The sequence below is a fragment of the Magnetospirillum molischianum DSM 120 genome, assembly GCF_000294655.1.
GTDB classification, from domain to species: Bacteria; Pseudomonadota; Alphaproteobacteria; order Rhodospirillales; family Magnetospirillaceae; genus Phaeospirillum; species Phaeospirillum molischianum.
Genome location: NZ_CAHP01000009.1, coordinates 1 through 24,434, shown reverse-complemented (window position 1 = coordinate 24,434; position 24,434 = coordinate 1). Strand labels below are relative to the sequence as shown.

Annotated in this window: 23 protein-coding genes and 1 pseudogene; 7 read left to right on the top strand and 17 right to left on the bottom strand. The window is 60.5% G+C overall.

Annotation, left to right across the window (positions count from 1 at the left end; translation table 11 throughout):
• Positions 1-26: 26 nt before the first annotated feature.
• The 6 genes from PHAMO_RS01870 to PHAMO_RS01845 form a co-directional block, all read right to left on the bottom strand.
• Positions 27-797 carry an ABC transporter ATP-binding protein gene (locus PHAMO_RS01870; protein ID WP_002725842.1) on the bottom strand — a complete coding sequence of 257 codons (771 nt, stop codon included), beginning with the start codon at positions 795-797 and terminating at the stop codon, positions 27-29.
• A 4-nt stretch (positions 798-801) separates the two neighbouring features.
• Complete coding sequence (locus PHAMO_RS01865) at positions 802-1,650, bottom strand: ABC transporter permease (RefSeq protein ID WP_002725841.1); 849 nt, start codon at positions 1,648-1,650, stop codon at positions 802-804.
• A gap of 2 nt (positions 1,651-1,652) precedes the next feature.
• Positions 1,653-2,645, bottom strand: coding sequence for an aliphatic sulfonate ABC transporter substrate-binding protein (locus PHAMO_RS01860; RefSeq protein ID WP_002725839.1), 993 nt, complete (start codon positions 2,643-2,645; stop codon positions 1,653-1,655).
• A 219-nt stretch (positions 2,646-2,864) separates the two neighbouring features.
• Positions 2,865-3,956: a ParA family protein gene (locus PHAMO_RS01855; RefSeq protein ID WP_002725837.1), complete on the bottom strand. Its 1,092-nt coding sequence runs from the start codon at positions 3,954-3,956 to the stop codon at positions 2,865-2,867.
• Between the two features lie 167 nt (positions 3,957-4,123).
• Positions 4,124-4,756 carry a peptide-methionine (S)-S-oxide reductase MsrA gene (gene msrA / locus PHAMO_RS01850; RefSeq protein WP_040566053.1) on the bottom strand — a complete coding sequence of 211 codons (633 nt, stop codon included), beginning with the start codon at positions 4,754-4,756 and terminating at the stop codon, positions 4,124-4,126.
• Between the two features lie 53 nt (positions 4,757-4,809).
• Positions 4,810-5,175 (bottom strand): hypothetical protein, encoded by a 366-nt coding sequence (locus PHAMO_RS01845; protein ID WP_002725833.1) that lies wholly within the window; start codon positions 5,173-5,175, stop codon positions 4,810-4,812.
• 257 nt (positions 5,176-5,432) lie between these two features.
• On the opposite strand from PHAMO_RS01845, the gene PHAMO_RS01840 reads away from it, so the two are divergent.
• On the top strand, positions 5,433-6,212 hold the full coding sequence (locus PHAMO_RS01840; protein WP_002725830.1) for a GNAT family N-acetyltransferase: 780 nt from the start codon (positions 5,433-5,435) through the stop codon (positions 6,210-6,212).
• 75 nt (positions 6,213-6,287) lie between these two features.
• On the opposite strand, the gene rnd is transcribed toward PHAMO_RS01840, so the two are convergent.
• Complete coding sequence (gene rnd, locus PHAMO_RS01835; RefSeq protein ID WP_002725829.1) at positions 6,288-7,487, bottom strand: ribonuclease D; 1,200 nt, start codon at positions 7,485-7,487, stop codon at positions 6,288-6,290.
• A 266-nt stretch (positions 7,488-7,753) separates the two neighbouring features.
• On the opposite strand from rnd, the gene aspS reads away from it, so the two are divergent.
• Positions 7,754-9,553 carry an aspartate--tRNA ligase gene (gene aspS / locus PHAMO_RS01830; RefSeq protein WP_002725828.1) on the top strand — a complete coding sequence of 600 codons (1,800 nt, stop codon included), beginning with the start codon at positions 7,754-7,756 and terminating at the stop codon, positions 9,551-9,553.
• A gap of 106 nt (positions 9,554-9,659) precedes the next feature.
• Here aspS and PHAMO_RS01825 read toward each other — a convergent pair whose 3' ends face one another.
• Entirely contained in the window at positions 9,660-10,163 is a 504-nt protein-coding gene (locus PHAMO_RS01825) for a Fur family transcriptional regulator (protein ID WP_002725827.1), read from the bottom strand.
• 171 nt (positions 10,164-10,334) lie between these two features.
• On the opposite strand from PHAMO_RS01825, the gene hisI reads away from it, so the two are divergent.
• Both hisI and PHAMO_RS01815 read left to right on the top strand, forming a co-directional pair.
• Complete coding sequence (hisI, locus tag PHAMO_RS01820; protein ID WP_002725826.1) at positions 10,335-10,736, top strand: phosphoribosyl-AMP cyclohydrolase; 402 nt, start codon at positions 10,335-10,337, stop codon at positions 10,734-10,736.
• Between the two features lie 19 nt (positions 10,737-10,755).
• On the top strand, positions 10,756-11,844 hold the full coding sequence (locus PHAMO_RS01815; protein ID WP_002725825.1) for a CobW family GTP-binding protein: 1,089 nt from the start codon (positions 10,756-10,758) through the stop codon (positions 11,842-11,844).
• Between the two features lie 56 nt (positions 11,845-11,900).
• On the opposite strand, the gene PHAMO_RS01810 is transcribed toward PHAMO_RS01815, so the two are convergent.
• The 5 genes from PHAMO_RS01810 to PHAMO_RS01790 form a co-directional block, all read right to left on the bottom strand.
• Complete coding sequence (locus PHAMO_RS01810; protein ID WP_002725824.1) at positions 11,901-12,218, bottom strand: ArsR/SmtB family transcription factor; 318 nt, start codon at positions 12,216-12,218, stop codon at positions 11,901-11,903.
• 187 nt (positions 12,219-12,405) lie between these two features.
• Positions 12,406-14,331, bottom strand: a complete 1,926-nt coding sequence (gene dxs / locus PHAMO_RS01805) for a 1-deoxy-D-xylulose-5-phosphate synthase (protein WP_002725823.1) — start codon at positions 14,329-14,331, stop codon at positions 12,406-12,408.
• A gap of 13 nt (positions 14,332-14,344) precedes the next feature.
• Positions 14,345-15,250, bottom strand: a complete 906-nt coding sequence (locus PHAMO_RS01800; RefSeq protein ID WP_002725821.1) for a polyprenyl synthetase family protein — start codon at positions 15,248-15,250, stop codon at positions 14,345-14,347.
• A gap of 19 nt (positions 15,251-15,269) precedes the next feature.
• Positions 15,270-15,515 carry an exodeoxyribonuclease VII small subunit gene (locus PHAMO_RS01795; protein ID WP_002725820.1) on the bottom strand — a complete coding sequence of 82 codons (246 nt, stop codon included), beginning with the start codon at positions 15,513-15,515 and terminating at the stop codon, positions 15,270-15,272.
• A 181-nt stretch (positions 15,516-15,696) separates the two neighbouring features.
• Positions 15,697-16,629 (bottom strand): histone deacetylase family protein, encoded by a 933-nt coding sequence (locus PHAMO_RS01790; protein ID WP_002725819.1) that lies wholly within the window; start codon positions 16,627-16,629, stop codon positions 15,697-15,699.
• Positions 16,630-16,723: 94 nt separating this feature from the next.
• On the opposite strand from PHAMO_RS01790, the gene PHAMO_RS01785 reads away from it, so the two are divergent.
• From PHAMO_RS01785 to PHAMO_RS01775, 3 genes are all read left to right on the top strand, one after another.
• The gene (locus tag PHAMO_RS01785) at positions 16,724-17,506 is read left to right on the top strand and encodes a TlyA family RNA methyltransferase (protein WP_002725818.1); all 783 of its coding nucleotides are present in this window, start codon (positions 16,724-16,726) and stop codon (positions 17,504-17,506) included.
• A gap of 949 nt (positions 17,507-18,455) precedes the next feature.
• The gene (locus tag PHAMO_RS01780; protein WP_002725816.1) at positions 18,456-19,133 is read left to right on the top strand and encodes a response regulator transcription factor; all 678 of its coding nucleotides are present in this window, start codon (positions 18,456-18,458) and stop codon (positions 19,131-19,133) included.
• Positions 19,120-20,505, top strand: a complete 1,386-nt coding sequence (locus PHAMO_RS01775; protein WP_040566062.1) for a sensor histidine kinase — start codon at positions 19,120-19,122, stop codon at positions 20,503-20,505. The genes PHAMO_RS01780 and PHAMO_RS01775 overlap by 14 nt, the downstream gene beginning before the upstream one ends.
• A gap of 43 nt (positions 20,506-20,548) precedes the next feature.
• On the opposite strand, the gene PHAMO_RS01770 is transcribed toward PHAMO_RS01775, so the two are convergent.
• The 4 genes and pseudogenes from PHAMO_RS01770 to prfB form a co-directional block, all read right to left on the bottom strand.
• Complete coding sequence (locus PHAMO_RS01770) at positions 20,549-21,232, bottom strand: ATP-binding protein (RefSeq protein WP_002725814.1); 684 nt, start codon at positions 21,230-21,232, stop codon at positions 20,549-20,551.
• Between the two features lie 100 nt (positions 21,233-21,332).
• Positions 21,333-22,265 (bottom strand): methylmalonyl Co-A mutase-associated GTPase MeaB, encoded by a 933-nt coding sequence (gene meaB, locus PHAMO_RS01765; protein ID WP_002725813.1) that lies wholly within the window; start codon positions 22,263-22,265, stop codon positions 21,333-21,335.
• Positions 22,266-22,282: 17 nt separating this feature from the next.
• Complete coding sequence (locus tag PHAMO_RS01760) at positions 22,283-23,473, bottom strand: TIM44-like domain-containing protein (protein WP_002725811.1); 1,191 nt, start codon at positions 23,471-23,473, stop codon at positions 22,283-22,285.
• A gap of 80 nt (positions 23,474-23,553) precedes the next feature.
• A pseudogene (gene prfB / locus PHAMO_RS01755) lies at positions 23,554-24,387 on the bottom strand (peptide chain release factor 2); the annotation flags it as partial.
• Between the last annotated feature and the right edge of the window lie 47 nt (positions 24,388-24,434).

The following is a 24,434-nucleotide window of genomic DNA, read 5'->3' as shown; positions in this document are numbered from 1 at the left end:
CGGGGACGAGGGGGGAGGGGAGAGAGTCAAATTGCCACGGCTGGAAAGGCCTCATCGCTGCTGGGACGGCGGCTGGCATGGCCCAGTTCGCCGAGCAGGCGGTTCTTCCAATCGAGAAATTCAGTGTCGAGCCGGTCCCGTGGCCGGGCCAATGGTGGGGTTACCTCAACCCTGACGCGGCCGGGATCGGGCTGCATCACCACGATGCGGTCGGCCAGGAACAGGGCTTCCTCGATGTCGTGGGTCACCAGGATCAGGGTCGGACGATCATAGGCCCACAGATCGAGAAGATGCTCCTGGAGATCGCTTCGGGTCAAAGCGTCCAGTGCCGAGAACGGTTCGTCGAGCAGCAGAACCTTGGGTCGTCCGACCAGTGCGCGGGCCAGGGCGACGCGTTGAGCCTGTCCGCCCGACAATTCGCGTGGCCAGTGAGACTGGTGAGCTGCCAACCCAACTCGCTCCAGTGCTTCGGAAACACGGGTTTCACGCTCCTCGGTCGGCAGATGACGGATGCCGAACGCGACGTTTTGGCCGATCGTCAGCCACGGCATCAGTCGAGGCTCCTGGAACACCACGCCGATTTCGGGGCGAGGTGCCAAGATCGGCGTTCCTTCCAGCGCGAGGCGTCCCCGTGACGGCGTATCGAGGCCGGAAATCAGCCGCAACAGCGTACTTTTGCCGCAGCCGGAGCCGCCGAGGATGGCGACGATCTCGCCTTCCCGGACGGTAAGATCAAGACCGGATAAGGCCAGGGTGCCGTTGGGATAGCGCTTATCGACGGTGGTGATGGTCAACATCGGTCTACTCCGTCGGTTTGAAGGAATCCTGCCATGTCAGGAAGCGGGCCGACGCCGAGGCCAGCAGCCAATCGGTCAGCTTTCCCAGAATGGCGAAGGCGGTGATCGACGCCAGGATGACCGCGGGCCGTCCGGTCTGTTGGCCGTCGATCAGCAGGAATCCCAACCCTTGTTCCGCTCCCATGAATTCTGCCGCCACCACGAACATCCACCCCAGACCCAGGCCGGATCGTAACGCGATGACATAGGTCGGCAGCGTCGCGGGCAACAGGATCCGAGTGATCATCTCGCGGTGGCTGAAACGGAAAATGCGACCAACCTCGACCAATTTGCGGTCAACGCTCAGGATCGCTCCCGACAGGCTGAGATAGATCGGAAAGAACACGCCGACCGCGATCAGAATCACTTTTGAGGTTTCGAAGATACCGAACCACAGGATGAATAGCGGCACCCAGGCAATTGAAGGGATGTTGCGCAATGCCTGAAGCGTTGGGTCGATCACCTGACGCGCCGTGGTCCAATAGCCACTGATTGCGCCGAACAGGGTTCCGGCGACGACGCCGAAGGAAAAGCCGAGTGCAACCCGCTGCAACGTCGCCAGGATGTGGTTGTCGAGATCGCCGGTTTGGGCCAGCGCCACCAATGTGGCGATCACCTTCGATGGTGTTGGTAGTAGCCGTCCATCGGCCCAGTTGAGGGCGACCAGAGCTTCCCAGATCAGGGCCAACCCGACCGGCAGGATAAGGCCGATCAGGGTCCGGGCGGTCGCTGTCTGCCGCCCGGATGGAGCCCGCGCCGTTTCTGTCGCGACGGCGGTGGTGCGGGCTCCGGCGTGTATCGCCTCGGTCGTCATCGCTATTTTACGCCTAGTTTGACGCTGAACGACGGCTCGACCAAAGCTGAGGTGACAGCGGGAACATCGACGTCCGTCGCGATCACGCCTGCATGTTGCAGGGCCAGACCGGCGGCTTCGATCGTCTTACGCTGGCGGTCGCCGATCGCGGCGGTGGAGAGATCGGTTCGCTCCAACTGACGCGCGGCAACGGCGTCGGTCAGCTTGGCTTGCTCGACGATGATTTTCTTCAGTTCGGCCGGATTGGCGATCGAGAACGCGCGGGCCTTTTCATAGGCCTCGATGACTTTTTGCACCAATTCGGGATGTTCTGTGGCAAAGGCTTCGCGGGTGTTGAGGACGCCCCAGGTATTGATTTCCGGGTTGCGGTGGAAGATGCGGGCACCGTCTTCCAATTCAGCTTGGGCAAACAGCGGATCAAGGGCGGCCCAGGCATCGACGTCGCCTTTGGCCAGAGCCAGACGACCGTCTTGATGTTGGAGCAGCACCACCTTGACGTCCTTTTCCGTCAAACCGGCTTCGGCGAGGGACCGGATCAGAAAGACGTGCGGATCGGTGCCGCGAGTCGCGGCGATCCGTTTGCCTTTGAGGTCGGCGACGGTTTGGATTGAAGATCCGCCTTGGGTCACCAACGCGGTCCATTCCGGTCGGGAATAGACATAAACCGACTTCACCGGATTACCGTTGATTCGGGCGAGCAGGGCGGCGGACCCAGCCGACGATCCAAAATCGAGACTTTTCGCGTTCAGATATTCCAGCGCCTTATTCGATCCCAGCGACAGAACCCAGCGGACCTTGATCCCATCCTTGGCCAGATCCTGTTCCAGCCAGCCTTTGTCTTTCAGAACCAGACTGACCGGATTGTAATAGGCGTAGTCTATTCTGACTTCATCGACCTTATCTGCGGCCAGGGCAATGCTGGTGGACAGGCCGATGGCGGTCAGGGCCAGCAGGCCGGAACGAAGGGCGCGGCCCAATCTGTTGGCGAAGGACATGGGTGGCTCCATAAAATACAAATTAAAAATGTATAATCTTCGTAAAAAACACTAGCTCTCGCAGAATGTGCGCGTCAACATAAAACCATATAATCTATAGACTATAAGAACTTGATGGCGAAAGCGTCCGTGGCCTCGCCACCTTTTCGATGCAAGGGGGACGGTATGGGCGGATTGAGGGGGGTGGGACAGAGATGGTCCCGAATTGCGTGTGGCCGGCTACAGCCCGACGATATCGGACAGGCGGCGCAACCCTTCGAGGCTGGCTCCGAGGAGAGCGATCACTCCGGCCAAGACCAGTAGCAGGAACATGGCCAACGACAATCGGTTGTCGATGAAGAAATGGATGATCCCGAGATGCCAGCGTTCGATCAGGGGGCGATCGCCGTATAATAGCCGGTCGAGCTGACTTTTCTGCTGGCGCAATCCGGCCGCGTTGGTGGCGGGACCGGCAGCCGAGGCGATTTCACCGCGCCAGCGCAGCAGGCGGTCGAGGGCGACATCGTGGGCAGGATGGGGGGCGATGGTTTCCCCTGCTTTGGCGACGATCGATGCGTGGCGGTTGAGGAATTCCTCGGTGAAATCGAGGTGGGCCTGCGCGGCGGCGGAGCGGGGCGCATAGATACAAACCGGCAGTCCGGCGGTGGCTGCCTCGATCACCATGTTGTCGCGGGGAATCTGACTGCGATAGACGGTGCCGCCCAGGCGCGAGCGGATCAGGTCGCTGATCCGCCTAGCGGTTTTGTTGCGGTCATGGATCGTGAACAGAACGCCCTGGAGTAGCAGGGATTTGTTCAGACCCTCCTGGACGTATTTGATCGAGGGGAGTGTCCGTAACAGCCCGTCATTGGCATAGGGCGTTGCCGTTACCGGAATGATGACCGCATGGGCGGCGGCCAGGGCATTGATCGGCAGAATCCCCAGTGCCGGCGGGCAATCGATCACGACATAATCGCAATCGAGATTGGCATTCGCCAGAATAGCGTTCAGGGTCCGTTGTGAATTTTGAAGCTCGGATAGTTTGACCTCGATTCCAGCCAGGCTATAGGTCGAAGGCAACACCCATACGCCGTCATAGGGGGTGGATCTGATCACGCTTTCGACCGGAACATTGTTAATGAACAGGTCGAATACGCCCTCGCGGATCTTAGAGTCGATCCCCAGGCTTTTGGTTGAATCCCCTTGGGAATCAAGGTCAACGACCAGCACCGTTTTTCCGAATGCAGCCAGACAGACGGCAAGGTTGGTGCTGGTGGTGGTTTTGGAGATACCGCCCTTTTGATTGAACAATGCGACGATGTAAGGCCTCATCTGCACCCGTCGTCGGTCAGGTGGCGGCGGAGGGGGGCTAAACGAGATTTGAGCATTTTCTGTAAGTCCCCCAAAGCCGCGCTTTCAAACCCGGAAGGCTACACTTAAAACCTAAACATAGATAAAGGCCGCTTGCAACCGAAGAGGACGGTATCTCAGTCCCCCTTTTAGCAAAGGCGGACGCCAGTTCCGCCTAATCCGCAATAGCCGTTAGGATTACGGGCCAGATATTGCTGATGTTCGGGTTCCGCCCAAAAAAACGGTCCGGCAGAGGCGATTTCGGTCGAGATCGTGCCGTGACCGGCCTGACGCAGCGCCGCCTGATAGGTCTCAAGCGAGGCTTGAGCCTGACGCTCCTGTTCCGGCGATACGGTGAGGACCATTGAACGGTATTGGGTGCCGATATCGTTGCCCTGGCGCATTCCCGCCGTTGGGTCGTGCGCTTCCCAGAACAGGCGAAGCAGGGTGCCATAGCTGATGAGCGCTGGATCGAATGCGACCAGAACCACCTCCGCATGGCCGGTGCGTCCGGTGCAGACCTCTTCGTAAGTTGGGTTGGCGGTATATCCCCCGGAATAGCCGACCGAGGTCGAGTACACGCCCGGTTGTTTCCAGAACAGGCGTTCCGCTCCCCAGAAGCAGCCCAGGGCAAAGATCGCTGTTTCGATTCCGGTGGGAAAGGGCGGAAGTAGGGGGGTTCCCAGCACCAGATGCCGGTCAGGCACCTTCATCGCCTCGGTGCGACCGGGCAGAGCCTCGTTCGCCGCCACCATTTCCGTCTTGTTGCGTCTGTCAAACATGGCCGCACGCGCCTCCATTCATCCAGATATCATCGCGATATGGGGATACCGTCTTAGCGTAGCGAGACCGCTGCCAGGACCAAAGCCGTGATAACCGCGATTCCGCCCAGAAACAAGTCGCGTTGGTGGCGATTGCGGGCGTCTTTTTCTTCGATACGACGTTGTAACCAACGAATTGTAACTTCGGCGGCGGCCGCTCCGGCAAAGTCGCTGAACACTCCCTGGATTGCCGACGGTTCGAACATTCCGTCGTTGAACTCGTGCAGCGTAAAGCGGCACCACTCTCCTTCATACTCGACCTGACAGGCCCAATCCCGCACCTCCCAGCGAGAATTAACCCGCCGAGTCGGTTTTGCCGATTCTTCCTGGTGGAACGAGAACTGAAACCCCTCGACGAAGGCTATCCGTGTCTCCGCCATTATCTGTCCCCCTGTCATTCGGTGCCGGGTTGGCTGCGGTTCGAGTGCCGGACACCGTGTGTAATAATTAATTCACCACGATTGAACAAGTCTTCAAGATATATGTCATCCCGTGGACATCGGCGATAGCTGAACTGTCGAGGCAACTGTAATAAGCCTCAGGATTTCTTGAGGCGTCGGTCTCGTGCGGCAATGTTGTTTCCGGTTCTCGTTTCAGATTCATTTATTCATCAACAATTCATCAACCGAGGTGCGTCTTGACCCACCAGGACCTGGTTGTCCAAGCCCTCATGCCGGCTGTTCCCGGCGCCGTCGAAGTTCGTCTGGCAGAAAGCCGGGCCGAAATCGAAGCGGCTCAACGCATCCGCTACAGGGTGTTTTACGAGGAAATGGGAGCAAAGCCTACCGCCCTGATGCGCAACCAGGATCGTGACTTCGACGAATACGACGATGTTTGCGATCATCTGCTGGTTCTGGCCGAGGGGGAGGTGGTTGGAACCTATCGCCTGATCCACCGCGCCGCCGCGGCTCGGATCGGTCATTTCTATTCCGAGGGTGAGTTCGATCTGTCGGCATTGCTGGCGACGTCGGGACCAATCCTCGAACTGGGCCGCTCTTGCGTCGATGCCCGCTGGCGTCATCGCGGCACACTGCAAATGCTGTGGCAGGGTCTGGCTGCCTATATGGTCGAGAATGACATCCGACTTCTCTTCGGGTGTGGCAGCTTGCCCGGCACCGACCCGGCGGCGCTGGGTCCGCAGATTGCGTATCTGCGTGACAATCACCTAGCCCCGCCTTCCTTGCGCGGTCGCGCCCTCTCCAGCCGGGATAGAATTGACTTTGCCTCGGTCATGGCGACCTGGGACGCTCGACGGGTTCTGGCCTCGTTGCCGCCCTTGCTGAAAGGCTATCTGCGCCTGGGCGGCATGGTGGGCGACGGCGCGATCATTGATCACCAGTTCAACACCACCGACGTTCTGGTCGTGGTTAGTGCCGCCGATATCGCCGGACGTTACGTCAAACGTTTCAACGTGTGATCCCAAACGTAAAAAAGCCCCCGGAGGTCGATATCCTCCGGGGGCTTGTTCTTTTCCAGAACGGCGTGCCTCGCGTCAGTCGGCCGGTTCCGGCTGGGGGCTTTCCGTCGTCTCATCCGGGGCGGTCGGAATCAGGCGAAGGTGGCGTCCGTCCTTGCAGAAACCCAGCCCGACCCGGCCGTTCTTGAGGTTAAGGGCATCTTCGCCGAACAATTCGCGTCGCCAGCCACGCAGGGCGGGAACATCGGCGTTGTCGGTCGAGGCGATCGCGTCGATATCGGCGGAGTTGGCGACAAGGCGGCTGGCGACGCCGTGCTCATCGCACTTCATCTTCAGCAGCACCTTCAACAGATCGACCACGGCCCCCAGTCCCTTGGGGATTTCGATCCGGTCAGGCGGAACCGGGCATTCGCTTTCGGGAGTGTCAAGGCCGCGCCGCACGGCTTCCAGGATCGCTTGCCCCATCCGGCCTTCGACCAGTCCCTTGCCGATGCCGCGCATCCGGGCCAGTTCGGCGGTGTCGCGCGGATGGTGAGCGGCGATTTCGGTCAGGGTCTCGTCGCGGAGAACCCGCTGGCGGGGCAGGTCGCGATCCTGCGCCTCGTGCTCTCGCCACGCGGCCAGTTCCTTCAGCACCGACAGGAAGCGGGGCGAATTCGACCGCGGCTTCAACCGCCGCCATGCCTGGGCCGGATCGACACGATAGGTCGCCGGATCAGCCAGGATCGCCATTTCTTCGGCCAGCCATTCCAGCCGCCCGTTGCGTTCCAGCTTGCGCACCAATTTTTCATAGGCAACGCGCAGATGGGTGACGTCGGCCAGAGCGTATTGAATCTGCTTATCCGACAGAGGGCGGATCGACCAGTCGGTGAAGCGCAGCGATTTATCGATACGGGCTTTGGCCAGTTGCGATGCCAGCGTCTCATAGCTTACGGCATCGCCAAAGCCACAGACCATCGCCGCGACTTGGGTATCGAACAGCGGGTTGGGCAACGCCCCCGCGATGTGGAGGAAGATTTCGACGTCCTGCCGGGCGGCGTGAAAGACCTTCAGCACCGAGGTGTCGGCCATCAACTCGAACAGGGGAGCGAGGTCGATGCCAGGGGCAAGGGGGTCGATGACGTGGGCTTCATCCGGCCCGCCCACCTGCACAAGGCAAAGGATGGGCCAATACGTCTTCTCCCGCATGAATTCGGTGTCGACGGTGACGAAGGACGCGGTTTTCAATCGCTGACAGAAAGCCGCCAGCGACTCGGTATCGGAGATCATCGGCATGATGGAAAGTGATACACCTGACAGCAGGGAGCGGCAAGGACAACCGCAGCCCGTTCAAGCGGTTGTCGCCATTTGAGGGCTGACCGGACTATACTTACCGGCCGACTTGGCCGGGCTGCGATCCCTTCTTCGTCGCCCCGGCGGCTTCGGCGAAGCGCTCCGGGATCGGCGAGCGGACCAAACCGCCTTGACAAAGGCGGGGCGGGGGTGCCTTTCTTCGCGGTTCAGGGCCAGCAGGCTGTCGAAAGTACGGAGTCACGGTCACCATGCATGTCTATAGAACCCACACCTGCGGCCAGTTGCAGGCCACGGACTCCGGCGCCCAGGTCCGGCTGTCGGGATGGGTCCATCGCAAGCGCGATCACGGCAATCTGCTTTTCGTTGACCTGCGCGACCATTACGGCATCACACAATGTGTCACCGATATTTCCAGCCCGGTTTTCTCGGTGCTGGAGCGGGCGCGCCCGGAAAGCGTCATTACCGTCACCGGCAAGGTGGTGCTGCGTTCGGCCGAGACCGTCAATCCGCGTCTGCCCACCGGCGCGATTGAATTGCAGGTCGCCGAGGTCGAAATCCAGTCGATCGCAGATGTGTTGCCGATGCAGGTGGCCGGCGATCAGGAATACCCCGAGGACATGCGGCTGAAATACCGCTTCCTTGACCTGCGCCGCGAAGACGTTCACGCCAATATGATGCTGCGGGCCAAGGTGATTGCCTTCCTGCGTCGCGCGATGCAGGACCAGGGCTTCACCGAATTCCAGACTCCGATCCTGACCGCCAGCAGCCCCGAGGGCGCGCGCGATTATCTGGTGCCGTCGCGGCTGCATCCCGGCAAGTTCTACGCCCTGCCGCAGGCTCCGCAGCAATTTAAGCAGATGCTGATGGTTGCCGGTTTCGACCGCTACTTCCAGATCGCTCCTTGCTTCCGTGACGAAGCTGGACGCGCCGACCGTAGTCCCGGCGAGTTCTATCAGCTCGATTTCGAGATGAGCTATGTCACCCAGGACGACGTGTTCGCCGCGATTGAGCCGGTTCTGGAAGGCGTGTTCCGCGAGTTCGGTCAGGGCCGCGCCGTCACTCCCGCGCCGTTCCCCCGTATCGCCTATGCCGATGCGATGTTGAAATATGGCTCGGACAAGCCCGATCTGCGCAATCCGATCCTGATTGCCGACGTTACCGAGCCGTTCCGTGGCTCGGGCTTTGGCCTGTTTGCCAAGCTGGTCGATAAGGGCGCGGTGGTTCGTGCCATTCCGGCCCCCGGAGCCGCCGGTCAGCCGCGTTCGTGGTTCGACAAGCTTAACGAGTGGGCGCGTGAGAACGGTGCGGGCGGTCTTGGCTATATTCAGTTCGCCGCCGAGGGACCGAAAGGTCCGATCGCCAAGAATCTTGATCCCGAGCGGGTCGAGGCGATCCGCGTTGCCGCCGGGCTTTCGGATGGCGATGCGGTGTTCTTCGCCTGCGACAAGCCGCTGGCTGCCGCCAAGTTTGCCGGTTTGGTCCGCACCAAGATCGGCAACGAACTCGATCTGCTGGAAAAAGACGTGTTCAAGCTTTGCTGGACTGTCGATTTCCCGATGTACGAGCTGAACGAGGATACCGGCCAGATCGAATTCTCGCACAATCCGTTCTCGATGCCGCAAGGTGGGATGGAGGCGCTTCAGACCCGTGATCCGCTGACCATCAACGCTTATCAGTACGACATCATCTGTAACGGTATCGAACTGTCGTCGGGTGCGATTCGTAACCATCGCCCCGATATCATGTACAAGGCGTTCGAGATCGCCGGTTATACCGCCGCTCATGTCGAAGAGCATTTCGGCGGCATGCTGAACGCATTCAAGTTCGGCGCGCCCCCGCATGGCGGTGCTGCTCCGGGTGTCGATCGAATCGTGATGTTGCTAGCCGACGAGCCGAACATCCGTGAGGTGATTCTGTTCCCGATGAATCAGCAGGCTCAGGATCTGTTGATGCAGGCTCCGGCGGCAGTTTTGCCCGAGCGTCTGCGTGAGCTGCACCTGAAGCTCGATCTGCCGAAGCCGAAAAAAGAAGCCGAACCGGCGTCCTGACGCCGCGCTTGGGTACAGTGATAAGGCCGATCCCGTCATAGCGGGATCGGCCTTCTTCGTTCCCTATCCCGATTTATTTCGGTGCGGATTTTGAGATCCGCTCCCCTTAGGCGACGTAATTTTGTTCTTCTTCGCTGTTTCTCTGGGCGCGGCAGACGGGGCATAGCCCTTCGACCTCGATAGTCTGGCGATTGACCGAAAAACCCAGGCGCGCGGCGGAGTTGACGATTTCCTGGTCCAGTGCGGGATCGTCCAGTTCCGCCGCCATGCCGCATTGGGTGCACAGGAGAATCTGGCCGCCATGAGCATGGCCCGGATGGGGGCAGCCGATAAAGCCGTTGCGTGATGCCACCCGATGGATCAATCCATGCGCCAAAAGGAAGTCGAGAGCGCGATAAACGGTCGGCGGAGCTGCTGACCGGCCAAGTTTTCCAAGGCTTTCGAGCAAGGCATAGGCTCCGACCGGGCGATGGCTTTCCCACACCAGTTCGAGAACGATCCGGCGGGTATCGGTCAGTCGTGCGCCGCGACGGCGGCATTCCTGCTCGGCGGCGTCCAGCGCGGCCTGGATGCAGGCGGAGTGATCGTGGCGGGCGGTGGGAAAAGCCATTCTTGGTCCGTTCGTTTCGTTATGTTATAACGTATCCTCCTCTTGATGATCGCACGGGAGGGATGGGTTGCGAAGGGGCAATTCCTCGATACGGAGGAACCGTTGCGCAGGGCTTTGCGTCGCGGCTTCTCTGGTCTATATCAAGGGATTATATTGCCCAGGGAGAGTCTCATGTCCGCCGCCATTGACCCCAACGCCGCGCTTGATCTGCTGAAATTCGATTCCGATGGGTTGGTCGCGGCGATTGCCCAGCAGCATGACAGCGGCGAGGTGCTGATGATGGCTTGGATGAACCGTGACGCAGTGATCGAAACGCTTGCTACCGGCCAAGTCTGTTACTGGTCGCGCTCGCGCTCGCGGTTGTGGCGCAAGGGTGAAAGCTCTGGTCAGCGCCAGCGTCTCGTCGATTTCCGTATCGACTGCGACGGAGACACGATCCTGCTTTGTGTCGATCAGGAGGGTGTCGCCTGCCATACCGGCCGTCGGCACTGTTTCTATACGGCCGTTCGCCCCGAAGGACTGGTCGAGATTGCGCCGGTGCTGGTCTCGCCCGATCAGCTTTACGGAGCCTGAACCAAGGATACCCCCCGCCATGAGTCTGATTCCCGTTACCGTTCTGACCGGCTTTCTGGGCAGCGGCAAAACGACGTTGCTCAACCATCTGTTGGCGCGGCCGGAATTGTCCGATACGGCCGTCCTCATCAATGAGTTCGGCTCCGTTGGACTCGATCATTTGTTGGTCCGTTCTGTGGCAGAGACGGTCGTGTTGCTGCAATCGGGTTGTCTGTGCTGTACGGTGCGCGGCGATCTGGTCGAAGGAATGCGCGATCTGTTCATCAAGCGGACCCGTGGCGAGGTGCCTGATTTTTCGCGGGTGGTGATCGAGACCACCGGGCTGGCCGATCCGGCTCCGATCATCCATACCCTGATGACCGACCCGATGATCGCCTCGCGCTACAAGCTTGATGGCATCGTTGCCACCATCGACGGCGTGTGCGGCGACCACACCCTGGATACTCAGCCTGAAGCGGTCAAGCAGGCGGCGGTGGCCGACCGTTTGATCCTGACGAAGACCGATCTGGCCTCGCCCGAGACGTTGGCGGCCCTGAAAGCGCGCTTGTCCCGCCTTAATCCCGCCGCTCCGATCATTGAGGCTGATCACGGACAAATCGATCCCGCGTCGATTCTCGATGCCGGACTTTTCAGTCGGGATTCGAAGATTCCCGATGTCGCCCGCTGGCTCAACGAAGAAGCCTATCGCGATCATGGCCATGATCACGGCCACGGACATGACAAACACGGCCACGGCCATGGAGGACATCACCAACACGGGCACGGTCATCATAGTCATGACCCCAACCGCCATGACGACCGAATCCAGTCGTTCGTCTTTACGACGGACGAGCCGGTATCCTGGCCTTCGTTAGCGTTGGCATTGGAATTGATGATTTCGTCGAAGGGCGAAAATTTGTTGCGGGTCAAAGGTATCGTCAACGCCCGCGAAGTGCCGGAACCCCTGGCGATCCATGGTGTCCAGCACGTCTTCCATCCGCCTGCGCCGTTGCCGGGGTGGCCCGATGACGATCATCGGACCCGGATTGTTTTTATCACCCGTGATCTTCCTCGCGAAATGGTGGAGGAATTGCTGTCGGGAGTGCTGGCCCTCGACCTTGCCGGATAAAAATCCTGGGAAAGGGCGGGGCGCGCAACGCCCCGTTTTTCTAATTGCCGCGCTCTTTATTGTGCGGCAACAGCGTCTTCAGGGGCGCAATAGAGATGATAAAGTGTATCGATGACAGCCCCGGCCTCGCGACCGGCCAGGGAATAGAAAATAGTTTGAGCTTGACGGCGAGTCCTGACCAGACTGTCGCGGCGCAAACGGGCGAGATGCTGCGATAAGGCGGACTGGCTAAGGCCGATCACTCGTTCAAGTTCTCCGACCGATTTTTCTCCCCGCAATAATTGGCACAGAATCATCAGACGGTGCTCATTGCTCATGGCTTTGAGCAATGCGCTAGCTTTGCGGGCGCTTTCGTGAAGTTTGTCGACATCCATCGATACGGAATCCTCGCTGGCAGACGAGATATATAAGGTATCACTAAATTGAAGAAGTTCAATCGATACCGGGAAAGGCACATCTTGTCACGGTGAATCCAATCTAACAACGAGTCAAAAGTGTTATACACGCGCAAAAAAACGGGCAGCCTTAGGAAAGGCTGCCCGTTTGATTTTGCTGCCGAAATTAGGCGGAAAGCTTGGGATCACCCAATGCGGATAGTGCCGTTTTGACGATACCGCTGGCGTTCAATCCGACCTTCTCGTACTGCTCCCACTGCGTATCATGCTCGATAAAGATATCAGGCAGGATCATCGGCCGAATCTTCAATCCACGATCAAGTGCGCCTTGGCTGGCCAGCAATTGCAGAACGTGGCTGCCAAAGCCGCCAATCGAGCCTTCCTCAATCGTGATCAGAACTTCGTGTTCGCGGGCCAGACGCAGAACAAGATCTTCGTCCAACGGCTTCATGAAGCGGGCGTCTGCGACAGTCGGCGACAGACCAAGCGCGGTCAGTTCGTCTGCGGCTTTCAGCACTTCGACCAAGCGGGTTCCCAGAGTGAGAATCGCAACCCGGTTACCCTCGCGCAGGATACGACCCTTGCCGATCGGCAGAACAGAGCCACGATCGGGCAATTCGATTCCCATGCCTTCGCCGCGCGGATAGCGGAATGCCGAGGGACGATCGTCGATCGAGGCGGCGGTGGCGACGGCATGCATCAATTCGGCTTCGTCCGACGGGCACATGATAACGATGTCGGGCTGACAGCCGAGCAGGGCGAGGTCGTAGGCTCCGGCATGGGTCGCCCCATCGGCACCGACCAGACCGGCGCGGTCGATGGCGAAACGCACCGGCAATTTCTGCAACACCACGTCATGCTGCAACTGGTCGTAAGCGCGTTGCAGGAAGGTGGAGTAAATAGCGCAGAACGGCTTCAGCCCTTCGCAGGCGAGACCGGCGGCGAAGGTCACCGCATGCTGTTCGGCGATACCGACGTCGAAGCAGCGGCCGGGGAAGCGCGAGCTGAACCGATCAAGTCCGGTTCCGCCGGGCATCGCCGCGGTGATGGCAACGACGCGGTCGTCGGCTTCGGCCTCGGCGAGCAGAGCCTTGGCGAATACCGAGGTATAAGACGGAGCGTTGGCCACCGGCTTTTCGAACTGACCCGTCACGACGTCGAAGCGTCCAACGCCGTGATACTTGTCGGCGGCAGCCTCGGCAGGAGCGTAGCCCTTGCCTTTCTTGGTCACCACATGAAGCAGAACCGGGGTGTTGGAGTCCGAATCGCGAACGTTTTTCAGGACCGGGAGCAGGTGCTCGAAATTATGGCCATCGACCGGGCCGATATAGAAAAAGCCCAGTTCTTCGAACAGGGTTCCGCCGCCGGTAACCATGCCACGGGCGTATTCCTCGGCGCGTTTGGCGGCGCGTTCGAGCGGCGGGGGCAGCAACTGCACCAGATCCTTGGCAAGATGGCGGATCGAGTGATACTTCGGCGACGACATCAGCCGCGACAGATAGGCGCTCATCGCGCCGACCGGATGGGCAATCGACATATCGTTGTCGTTGAGGACGACGACCAGCCGCGAGCCCTGGGCTCCGGCATTGTTCATCGCCTCATAGGCTTGACCGGCACTCATCGCGCCATCGCCGATGACGGCGATGATGTTCTTTTGGGTGCCCTGGAGATCGCGCCCGACCGCCATACCCAGCGCCGCCGAAATCGAGGTCGAGGAATGACCCGCCCCGAACGGGTCATACTCGCTTTCGGCCCGGCGGGTGAAACCGGACAGCCCGCCGCCGTGGCGCAGCCCCAGCATCTTGTCGCGCCGTCCGGTCACGATTTTGTGCGGATAAGCCTGGTGGCCGACGTCCCAGATCAGCTTGTCGTTGGGCGTGTCGAAGACATAGTGCAGTGCGACCGTCAATTCGGCGACACCCAGCCCGGCGGCAAGATGGCCGCCGGTGTACGACACGGAATGGATCATGGTCTGGCGGACTTCTTCGGTCAGCCGGATCAGTTCCTCAACGGTGAAATCTCGAAAATCCTCCGGACCGGAAATGCGGTCAAGCAGGGGCGCTTTCGGGAGACGGGGAGGAGTTGAACTCATGTTCGGAATTGCCTCAGGAACGGCGCTGGACGACGAAGCGGGCGACATCCCGCATCAGATCGGCCGCTTCGCCGAAGGGATCGAGGTGACGGCAGGCCTGTTCTGCCAGCATTGCGGCCTGCGACCGGGCACGGTCGAGACCAAGAAGGGAAACGAAGGTAGCCTTGCCGGCGTCGGCGTCCTTTTGGACTTGTTTGCCGACTTCCTCGGCGTCGCCTTCGACATCAAGGATGTCGTCCGCGATCTGGAAGGCCAGACCGAGATCGTGGGAATAATTGCGCAGGGCGAGACGCAGTTCGCCATGCCCCTTGCCCAGCACCGCACCCGCCTCGCACGAGAACGAGAACAGCCGCCCGGTCTTCATCTGTTGCAACCGGGTGATGCCGGCGACGTCAAGATCAAGGGTGTGGGCCTGGAGATCGATTGTCTGGCCGCCGACCATGCCGAGACCGCCAGAGGCGTGAGCCAGTTCGCTCACCAGATCACAGCGGACCTGAGGGTCGGGATGGGTGGCGGGGTTGGCCAACACTTCGAAGGCGCGGGTCTGGAGCGCATCGCCGGCCAGCAGCGCGGTGGATTCGTCGAAATGCCGATGACAGGTCGGCCGACCACGGCGCAGGTCGTCATTATCCATGCAGGGCAGATCGTCGTGGATCAGCGAGTAGCAATGGATCATCTCGATCGCACAGGCGACGCGAATCGCCGCACTTTCGGCGACGCGGAACAGCGATGCCGACTGCATGACCAGGAACGGCCGCAGACGCTTGCCGCCATCAAGGCTGGAATAGCGCATGGCCTCGATTACGCGGTTTTCAGGTCCATCGGCTTGCGGCAGCAGGCGGTCAAGCTCGGCATTGACAGCCTGGCTGGTGACCGTGAGGGCCTCGGTGAGGCGGGGAGAAATCGAAGACTGGCTCAAAGGATCACCCGATTGTGGATCACGCTAGGTCGGCGGGTTCTGTGGAAACGGCCCCATCTGGGCTGGAAACGATGCGGTCGACCTTGGTCCGCGCCTCTTCCAACCGGGCTTCGCAATGTGTCTTGAGTGCTACGCCTCGTGCGTAAGCAGCGATCGAGTCATCCAGGCGACCGCGCCCCTCTTCGAGCTGGCGCACGATGCGCTCCAGTTCGGCTAAGGCGTCTTCGAAGCTGAGAGCGGTTATGTCTGGCGGCAGGTCGGCCATGGGTCCTTAGATTGGTCATTGCCTCCGGGTGTTGGTACCCAGGGGCGAGGAAGCGCGGAAGTTTACGGTTGCTCTTCGCCGAAGGCAAGCGCTGCGCAAGGGGGTGCGCACGCGGATTTTCCGCCGAAGGGCCGGTTTAGTCGTCACGAGTGCCGAAAAAAACGGCGCTGCGAAATAGTGATTAAAATCCCATCAGTGCGCGAACGTGTTCGCGGGCGCTATCGGCGAGTGCGCGCAGGTCGTAGCCACCCTCCAGCACCGAAACCACCCGGCGTCCGGCATACTCCTCGGCGACTTGGAGAATCTCACGGGTTGCCCAACCGAAATCAGCTGTGGTCAGTCGCAGGTGGGCGAGCGGGTCGGAGGCATGCGCGTCAAAACCGGCGGATATGATGACGAAATCGGGGGCAAAGGCGCGCAGGCGTGGGATCAGCATGTCGCCGAACGCCATCCGGAAATCGGCCGATCCGGTGCCGGCGGGCAGGGGGATGTTGACGATCATTCCCTTGCCCCCGGTCTCATCGGCCGAGCCGGTATCGGGGTAGGCGTGTTCCTGGTGGGTTGAGGCATAGAACGTGCCGGGTTGATCCCACAAAATCTGCTGGGTTCCGTTGCCGTGATGGACGTCGAAATCGACTACGGCGACCCGCTTGAACCCGTGGGCGTCGCGCGCATGCAAGGCGGCGATGGCTGCATTGTTGAAGAAGCAGAACCCCATCGCTGTACTGATCTCGGCGTGATGACCGGGCGGGCGGACCACGCAGAAACAGTTGTGGACCTGCCCGGAGGCGACGGCATCGACGGCAGCGACTCCGGCCCCGGCAGCACGCAGGGCGGCCTCGCCCGAATGTTCCGACAGCACGGTGTCGTTATCGAGCGAATGTAGCCCCGGTCCGGTCGGTGCCGATTCCAACACCAGATCGATGTAGTCGAGCGGATGGGCGCGCATCACTTGTTCCATGGTTGCGCGCGGAGCTGTATCGCGCAGCAACATAGAAAATTCCTCGCTTTCCAGCGCGGCGATCACTGCCTTGATGCGGTCGGCACATTCGGGATGATAGTCCCCGGTGTCGTGTTCCAGGCAGAGCGGATGAGTGTACAGGAGCGTGGTCATGCGGCCGAATCACCCCGCGTTCGAAGATTATGGGTTTATTCTCCGGGATGGACGGCGCAATTTCCATCCCTGATTTCGACGGAGTGTATGGGGAATGGCGGAACGTAAACGAGTAGACCAGCTTCTGGTCGATCGCGGCTTGGTGGAAAGCAGGTCTCGCGCCCAGGCTCTGGTGCTGGCGGGGCTGGTCTATTCGGGTGATCGCCGTGTCGATAAGCCCGGCACGCCGGTGGCAGAGGATTTCCCGCTGACGCTGAAGGGGCAGGACCATCCCTGGGTGTCGCGAGGCGGGCTGAAGCTGTCTCATGCGATCGAAACCTTTGCGATCGATCCCAACGGCAAGACCGCCATTGATGTCGGCGCTTCGACCGGCGGCTTCACCGATGTCCTTCTGACCCATGGAGCGGCGCGGGTTTATGCTGTCGATGTCGGTCATGGCCAATTGGCTTGGAAGCTGCGCACCGATCCCCGCGTCGTTGTGATGGAACGGACCAATGCCCGCCACCTGACCGTGGCCGATATTCCCGAGCCGATCGATATGGTGGTCTGCGATGCCAGCTTCATCGGATTGGAAACGGTATTGCCCGCCGCGATGGATCTGACCCGGCCCGGTGCCGTTCTTGCGGCGCTGATCAAGCCGCAATTCGAGGTCGGAAAGGGCCGGGTGGGGAAAGGGGGGGTCGTGCGTGAGCCTGAATTGCATCAGGAAGTCTGCGAGCGGATTCGATCCTGGCTGTCGTTGCGTTCGGGCTGGCGGGTTGAGGGTATTTCGGAAAGCCCGATTCAAGGCCCGGAAGGCAATCGCGAGTTTCTGATCGTCGGGCGGCGGGATCAGCCAGAGGAGGGAGCAGAAAGTCCGATCATTACGAAAGGTTAATCGGACCGAAAGGGCGCCGTAATCCGAGTCCGGGCATCATCTTTCTATCAGCTTCAAACATCAGCCAAGACGCTTACCAACTTCCCGTTTTTTCTCTCTGTTTCGGCGGTTTTGAACTCCCGCCATTTAGCGCGCCTTACCCCCCCCTGTCCCCCCAGGAAGGCGCGCGGATCAAGGGCCAGATCCATGTCCCCCCATGGTTTGGCCACCCCAAAAGACCCCCGCGCCAGTCCCCCCTGGTGTGGGGGTTTTTTTATTTGCCTCGGCGGAGAAGGTGGACCGCGTTGTTACGGGGGTGGGTGGTCTGTACGTCTTTGATGGAAAACCCGATCATTACGAAAGGGTAATCGTGTAGAAAGGGCATCGTAACCCGCAAGATGCAATGCTCTCTTCATAAGCTTTGATCCTCAGTCAAGACAACGAACCGACCTCAATTTTCCTCCTGTTGTCCCTGGTGAGTGGCGGATATGAACTCCCCGCCCTGGACGGTCAACCTTCCTCCCCCTGAAGGTTGGACGTCATCGCAAGTCAGACCGTCTCCCCCCAATGGTTTGACCTGACAGAATTTCCCCCGCGTCCGTCCCCTCCGGCCGCGGGGGTTTTTCTTTTTTAACCATCGTAATGGTAATGGTTACCAAAGCTTCATCGCGGCGAAAGGGTACGGTAATCCGCACGCGCCCATGATTTTTACATCAGCTTTGCTTCTCAACTAGGGCTTCGATCGAAATTTTTCCTTTTTAACTAAAGGGTTTGGCGGTCTGACCTCACCGCCACGGTGCGCGTCTGTCCTCCCAGGGGCGGCGCACCGACTTTATAGGGTCGGGCGTGCCCCCCGGCGTCCGGACCTGCCGACAAAGGCCCCCTCGCTGTNNTCCTATGGCGCGGGGGCTTTTCCATGCGGGGGGAAGGATGTAAGGTTCGGCCTCCAAACTGTGACCGAAAGGGCGACATGCGCATTCTGGTGATCGAGGACGATACCGAGGCCGCCGCCTATATGGCAAAGGGGCTGAGGGAAGCCGGTCATGTCGTGGATCTCGCCGCGACCGGCACGGATGGTCTATTTATGGCGACCAGCGAGCGTTGGGACGCGATGATCGTCGATCGAATGCTGCCCGGACTCGACGGGTTGGCGATTATTCAGGCTATCCGCGCTTCGGGAAACGTCACCCCGGTGCTGGTTTTGTCTGCGCTGGGCAAGGTCGATGACCGGGTGCGCGGGCTGAAAGCCGGCGGCGACGATTATTTGGTCAAGCCTTATGCCTTTGCGGAATTGCTGGCCCGGATCGAAGCGCTATCTCGCCGGGTTTCAGCGGCGCAGCCGGAAACCCGGCTGAAGGTCGAAGATCTTGAAATGGATCTGCTCGCCCGCTGCGTTACGCGTGGCGGCCAGTTGATCGATTTGCAGCCGCGTGAATTTCGCCTGCTTGAATATCTGCTGCGTCATGCCGGTCAGGTGGTGACCCGGACGATGCTGTTGGAAAACGTCTGGGAATATCATTTCGATCCCCAGACCAACCTGATCGACGTCCACATCAGCCGGTTGCGCCAGAAAGTCGATAAGGATTTCGACCTCCCCCTGATCCATACCGTTCGTGGCGCGGGGTACACGCTTCGTGCGGCCCGCTAGTCTTCTTCGCACCACCACGTTCCGACTGGCGTTGAGCTATCTCGGCATCTTCACCGTTTCGGCGGTGGCGTTGCTGGCGCTGGTATCGTGGAGCACCACGATGTTCATCGAGTGGCAGGTGCAGGAGACGGTCGAGGCGGAAGCCACCGGGCTTTATGAGGTCTATCGTGACCGCGCCATTCCCGGTCTGTCCGAGATCATCGCCCAGCGAACCCGCCAGGATATCGATGGGCGGGCCACCTACGCGTTGCGCGGTGGGGATGGCCGGATTGTCGCGGGCAACTTGCGTGCCTGGCCGAACGAGGTCGGTACGATGTTGGGGTGGGTTCGCTTCAATCTCGTGCCGGTGGTCGAAGGCGGTACCGGAATTGAAGTGATGGCCCACGCCTACGAACTGGCCGATGGTCATCGACTTCTGGTCGGGCGCTCGTTGGCCGATGCCAATCGGGTTAAATCCGCGATCAACCGGGCCTTGGGGTGGGGGTTGGCGCTAACGATTCAGTTGGGAGTAGTTGGCGGCTATTTCACCAGTCGTCATCTGCTTCAACGTGTCGAGGAGATGAGCCGTACCGCTCGTAACATCTTTGGTGGCGATACCAGTCAACGAATGACTTTGTCCGGCTCGGACGACGAATTCGACCAACTGGCCGAAAGCTTCAACGAGATGATGGATGAATTGGAACGGCTGCTGGAAGGTATTCGTACCGTTTCGGACAATATCGCGCACGATCTGCGCACCCCGTTGAACCGCTTGCGTTCGCGGATAGATCTGGTGCTGCTCGGCCCCTCGGATTGCGAAGCCTATCGCCGCACGCTTGAGGAGACCCTGTCCGACGCAGATAATCTGTTGGCTACCTTCAATGCGATTCTAACGATCTCCCAAGCTGAATCCTCTGGACGGTTAGAGCAGTTTGAACAGATCGATCCGGCTCAGTTGGCTGGGGATGTCTTTGAATTGTACGAGCCGTTAGCCGAGGAAAAAGACCTAAAGATTACCTATGGCGGCGAAGCTGGACTGTCTTTGCGTGGCGACCGACATCTTCTGTTCCAGGCTTTGGCTAATCTGGTCGATAACGCTGTCAAATATACCCCCGCAGGCGGAGAGGTGGGGGTAAGCGTCATCGCGTCGGGAGACAATGGCGGTATTGCCATCACCGTGAGCGATAGCGGACCCGGCGTGCCGGAAGAGGCCCGGCACAATGTTCTCGAACGTTTTGTCCGGTTGGATTCGACCCGCTCGACCCCCGGCAATGGGCTTGGTCTGTCGCTGGTTCAGGCGGTGGCGCGTCTGCACGGTGCCCAACTCAGCCTGGGAGACAATTCTCCCGGTCTGGTCGTCCGGCTGGACTTTCCGCCACATCTGGACTCCTAAGGCCCAGTCCAGCACCAGGAGCCAGTGGCTCCTGGTGAATGGGTTATCCGGCGCGTGAGAAGCGCATTACCAGTGTGCGTCCTGCATCGCGGGCGGCGACAGAACCAGCCAATTGCCGGATCAGGGGTAGGCCGCGTCCGTGCTTGGCCTCTGTCACCAGCGGGCGGTCGAGGTAATATTCAGCGTCGAAGCCCGGTCCACGATCGCGTACTGCAATGCGAAGCCGACCCGATGTGCTGGGGGTTATCATCAGATCGACACGTTTGGCGGCAACGCTGGCGTCGTGCAATCGCTCTTCGATCTGATCGAGATAGCGCAGCAGACCGGACAAAGAATTCCGTGGCGCGCTGTCCATTTCCATATTGCCATGCAGCAGGGCATTGGTGAGCGATTCCGACAGGCACAACTCAATCTCGTGACGCCGGATTTCGTCCAGAGGTCCAAACCGTTTGATCACGGCATCAGTGACCAATTGGGTGAGGTCGAGTTTCCACGCACTGGCGGTCGTGAGGGATAGAACCAGACCTCCGGCGCGAACCGCGGCGCGCAGGCCAAAGTCGATATCATCACACCGCGTTGTCCCGGCTTCGAAAAAGCCGCGATGGGGGATAGAAAGGCCGTGTCTGACGGTTTCCTCGTTGGCGGTCCCGACAAGAAGGGTGCCGCCGGTTCCAGGAACCGTCCATGCGGTGGCTTCGTCGAAAAGATCGTTATCGGGAAATTGCATCGCGCCCTCCTGATATCGGTTCGGACGCGGTGCCGGTCCAAACCTTGAAGGGTACAATACCATCGACCATGGCTTGAGTATAGGTTAAATATGATTTAGGTCATAGACAGTGCGGATTTTTTGGCGACAAGGCATAGGCTGTCTCGGCTAATCGTCCAAATGGAGATGTGCCGAAGGGTAAGCTCACCGGTCCAGCCCGGCGCAGGCCATCACGGCCGAAGCGGTCACGGATCGCCTGGACAAGCCACAATTCGGCCTGGGCATGGCGTCGTTTGGCCCGGCCATCCGCTCGGTCGAGAAAGGCGGCATGACGGTCGATCGCGTCGATCAGGGGGGCGATACCGTCGCGGGCTGGAGCCGAAACCATCAGAACCGGGATTGTCCACCCCTCGGTTGTGTCGCTGGCAAGAGCCAGGGCGGCTTCAACATCGGCTCGGGCGCGACCTGCTTCGTCTTCCATGTCGGCCTTGGTCACCACCACCAGATCAGGGATTTCGGCGATCCCGGCCTTCATGAATTGCAGGGCATCGCCTGATCCCGGTTGAACGCAAAACAACACGGAATCGGCGATGGCGGCGACGTCGGTTTCTGATTGCCCAACCCCAACGGTTTCGATCAGAACGATGTCGTACAGCGCCCGCATCAGTACCATCGCCGCGACGGTGAGTTCAGCCAGGCCGCCCAGGCGGTCCCGTGCCGCCATCGAGCGGACGAAGACGCCCTGATCCTCGGGATCAGTCGATAGGCGGGTGCGGTCGCCCAATAAGGCACCGCCCGACCGTCGCGACGAGGGATCGACAGCGATGCAGCCAACCCGGCGTCCCGAGGCCCGCCAGTCAGCGATCAAAGCGTTCATCAGGGTGGATTTGCCGACTCCGGGAGGGCCGGTCATGCCCACGACATGAGCCTGGGCGGCAGCGTGGGCAGTATCAAGTAATGATAGGACGGTCGGAGAATCGGGGGTGCTTTCTATCGCGGAAAGCGCCCGGGCGAGCGCTGCTTTGCCACCCGCCCGGATCGTTGACAGATCCATCCGACTCGCCGCCGCGATCAGACTTGCTGGATCGCCGACAGCAGCCAGCTGCCGCCGGAATTGTGACGGACAAAAGTCCACAATTCGGCATGGCTGACCGGAGTGGTCCGGCTCCCCGAGGCCATGGCTCCGTTATCGGCACGGACCATGTAATCAAGGCAATCGAACACCAGCCGGGCAGTGACGTACTGGGCGTCGTTCTCGTGCCAGCTTTCAACAACGTCACCTTCGCGCAGAGAGATTTGCTCGACGCGGTTGACCAGTCCATCGGCGGCATTGCGACCAAGATCCTGGGCCAGGAAGGTCACCATTTCGGGTGTCGCCCAGGCACGCAACGAGGCCGGATCGGCAGCACTCCAAGATTGCTGGACGCCGAGCAGAATGTTGGTGAAATCGTTCTGATCGGCCTCAGTCGGTTCGAACTCGCGCTGCACTCGCGGCTGAGGCGTTTCTACCGGCGGAACCTGCGACAGCCCCTGGGGTTCGAAGCGGGGTTCAACTGGCGTGTGGGGCGCGGCATATGGATTATCCGAGGCGCGCGGCTCTGCGGCATAGGGATTGAGCGAGGCGCGGGGAGCCGCAGCATAGGGGTTGGGGCCAGCGGGCGCGCGGCCACGGAACAGCTTGAAGGCGAGCCAGATCAGGCCGCCAATGACAGCAATCTGGATCAAAAGGCCAAAGATGCTGGCTCCGGGGGCTGCATCGGATGCGGCGGCGAGCGCGGGAGAGTGACCGAACAGCATGCTGCCGATCCCGGCACCAACCAGTCCGCCCGCGATTCCCGCCATGACGGGATTGCGTTGGAAAAAGCCCGGCTGGGCTGGGGCCGCCATTCCCGGTGCAGCCATTCTTGGCGCGGCGGTTGCCGCCCCGGCTGCTCCTGCGGCTCCAGCCATGGCCGGGGCACCACCACGCATCGCGGGCTGCTGTAAGCCGGGCTGAAGCCCCGGCTGGAGCGGCTGGGCCTCGACATTACCGGGGCGCGGTGCCGCCGACGGCGGGGGCGGCGGAGTGGCGACGCGGGGCGAGGGCGAGGAGGGCAGGGTCAGAGACCGTTCCATCGGAGCATCCGCCGTGCGCGACCCGCGCGAGCCGAGGCTGCTGCCGCTGCTTGATTTCGAGGTGCTGCCCGCCTTGGCGAGGGCATCGGCGGCTCCGGTCAGCACCAGGGTGAGTGCGACCAGAACGGGAAATATATGCTGCCTCATGACAATCCTTCGCGGATGTTAAACGCGCTGGCGGATAAGATAGGTTCGAATCGGCGGATTGCAAATGACGACGGCGGGGATCAACCGCCGTCGGGGCCGCCCTGCACCCGGCTGGCCAGAGACGCCGCCATGAAAAGATCGAGATCGCCGTCGAGCACGCCTTGTGTGTCCGAGGTTTCAACGTTGGTGCGCAGATCCTTGACCATCTGGTAGGGCTGTAGCACGTAAGAGCGAATCTGGTGGCCCCAACCGATTTCCGTCTTCTGATCTTCGAGCGCTTGGGCGGCGGCTTCGCGCTTTTGCAGTTCGGCTTCGTAGAGGCGGGCGCGCAGCATTTCCCAGGCGCGAGCGCGGTTCTGGTGCTGCGACCGTTCCATCTGACAGGCAGCGACGATGCCGGTGGGAACGTGGGTGATGCGGACTGCCGAATCGGTCTTGTTGACGTGCTGTCCGCCCGCGCCCGAGGCACGGTAAGTGTCGATGCGGCAGTCGCTTTCGTTGACCTGGATATCGATGGTGTCGTCGATCACCGGATAGACCCACACCGAGGAAAAGCTGGTGTGTCGCCGGGCGGCGCTGTCATAGGGCGAAATCCGCACCAGCCGGTGCACGCCGCTTTCGGTCTTCAGCCAGCCATAGGCGTTATGTCCGGCAACACGGACGGTTGCGGATTTAATGCCGGCTTGCTCGCCGGGGCTTTCTTCCAGCCAATCGACCTTATAACCGTGCTGTTCGGCCCAACGAGTATACATGCGCAGCAGCATCTCGGCCCAGTCCTGGGACTCGGTACCACCTGCTCCGGCATTGATTTCGATGTAGCAATCGTTGCGGTCGGCCTCGCCCGAAAGCAGGGTCTCCAGCTCCATCTTGCGGGCACGGTCTTTTAGTGCGCGGACCTGAGATTCGGCGTCGTCNAGTCACGGTCNNNTCNCCTTAGCGAACGATGCTGCCGGTATCGAGC

Bases quoted from the DNA above. Each gene is read 5' to 3' on its own strand.
- PHAMO_RS01795 (WP_002725820.1), bottom strand. From the start codon at position 15,515: ATGGCCGACCTGCCGCCAGACATAACCGCTCTCAGCTTCGAAGACGCC.
- hisI (WP_002725826.1), top strand. From the start codon at position 10,335: ATGTCCGCCGCCATTGACCCCAACGCCGCGCTTGATCTGCTGAAATTC.
- PHAMO_RS01785 (WP_002725818.1), top strand. From the start codon at position 16,724: ATGGCGGAACGTAAACGAGTAGACCAGCTTCTGGTCGATCGCGGCTTG.
- PHAMO_RS01860 (WP_002725839.1), bottom strand. From the start codon at position 2,645: ATGTCCTTCGCCAACAGATTGGGCCGCGCCCTTCGTTCCGGCCTGCTG.
- PHAMO_RS01845 (WP_002725833.1), bottom strand. From the start codon at position 5,175: ATGGCGGAGACACGGATAGCCTTCGTCGAGGGGTTTCAGTTCTCGTTC.
- PHAMO_RS01870 (WP_002725842.1), bottom strand. From the start codon at position 797: ATGTTGACCATCACCACCGTCGATAAGCGCTATCCCAACGGCACCCTG.
- PHAMO_RS01865 (WP_002725841.1), bottom strand. From the start codon at position 1,650: ATGACGACCGAGGCGATACACGCCGGAGCCCGCACCACCGCCGTCGCG.
- PHAMO_RS01770 (WP_002725814.1), bottom strand. From the start codon at position 21,232: ATGCAATTTCCCGATAACGATCTTTTCGACGAAGCCACCGCATGGACG.
- PHAMO_RS01760 (WP_002725811.1), bottom strand. From the start codon at position 23,473: ATGAGGCAGCATATATTTCCCGTTCTGGTCGCACTCACCCTGGTGCTG.
- meaB (WP_002725813.1), bottom strand. From the start codon at position 22,265: ATGGATCTGTCAACGATCCGGGCGGGTGGCAAAGCAGCGCTCGCCCGG.
- PHAMO_RS01810 (WP_002725824.1), bottom strand. From the start codon at position 12,218: ATGGATGTCGACAAACTTCACGAAAGCGCCCGCAAAGCTAGCGCATTG.
- PHAMO_RS01780 (WP_002725816.1), top strand. From the start codon at position 18,456: ATGCGCATTCTGGTGATCGAGGACGATACCGAGGCCGCCGCCTATATG.
- dxs (WP_002725823.1), bottom strand. From the start codon at position 14,331: ATGAGTTCAACTCCTCCCCGTCTCCCGAAAGCGCCCCTGCTTGACCGC.
- PHAMO_RS01790 (WP_002725819.1), bottom strand. From the start codon at position 16,629: ATGACCACGCTCCTGTACACTCATCCGCTCTGCCTGGAACACGACACC.
- PHAMO_RS01855 (WP_002725837.1), bottom strand. From the start codon at position 3,956: ATGAGGCCTTACATCGTCGCATTGTTCAATCAAAAGGGCGGTATCTCC.
- PHAMO_RS01815 (WP_002725825.1), top strand. From the start codon at position 10,756: ATGAGTCTGATTCCCGTTACCGTTCTGACCGGCTTTCTGGGCAGCGGC.
- rnd (WP_002725829.1), bottom strand. From the start codon at position 7,487: ATGCCGATGATCTCCGATACCGAGTCGCTGGCGGCTTTCTGTCAGCGA.
- msrA (WP_040566053.1), bottom strand. From the start codon at position 4,756: ATGTTTGACAGACGCAACAAGACGGAAATGGTGGCGGCGAACGAGGCT.
- PHAMO_RS01825 (WP_002725827.1), bottom strand. From the start codon at position 10,163: ATGGCTTTTCCCACCGCCCGCCACGATCACTCCGCCTGCATCCAGGCC.
- aspS (WP_002725828.1), top strand. From the start codon at position 7,754: ATGCATGTCTATAGAACCCACACCTGCGGCCAGTTGCAGGCCACGGAC.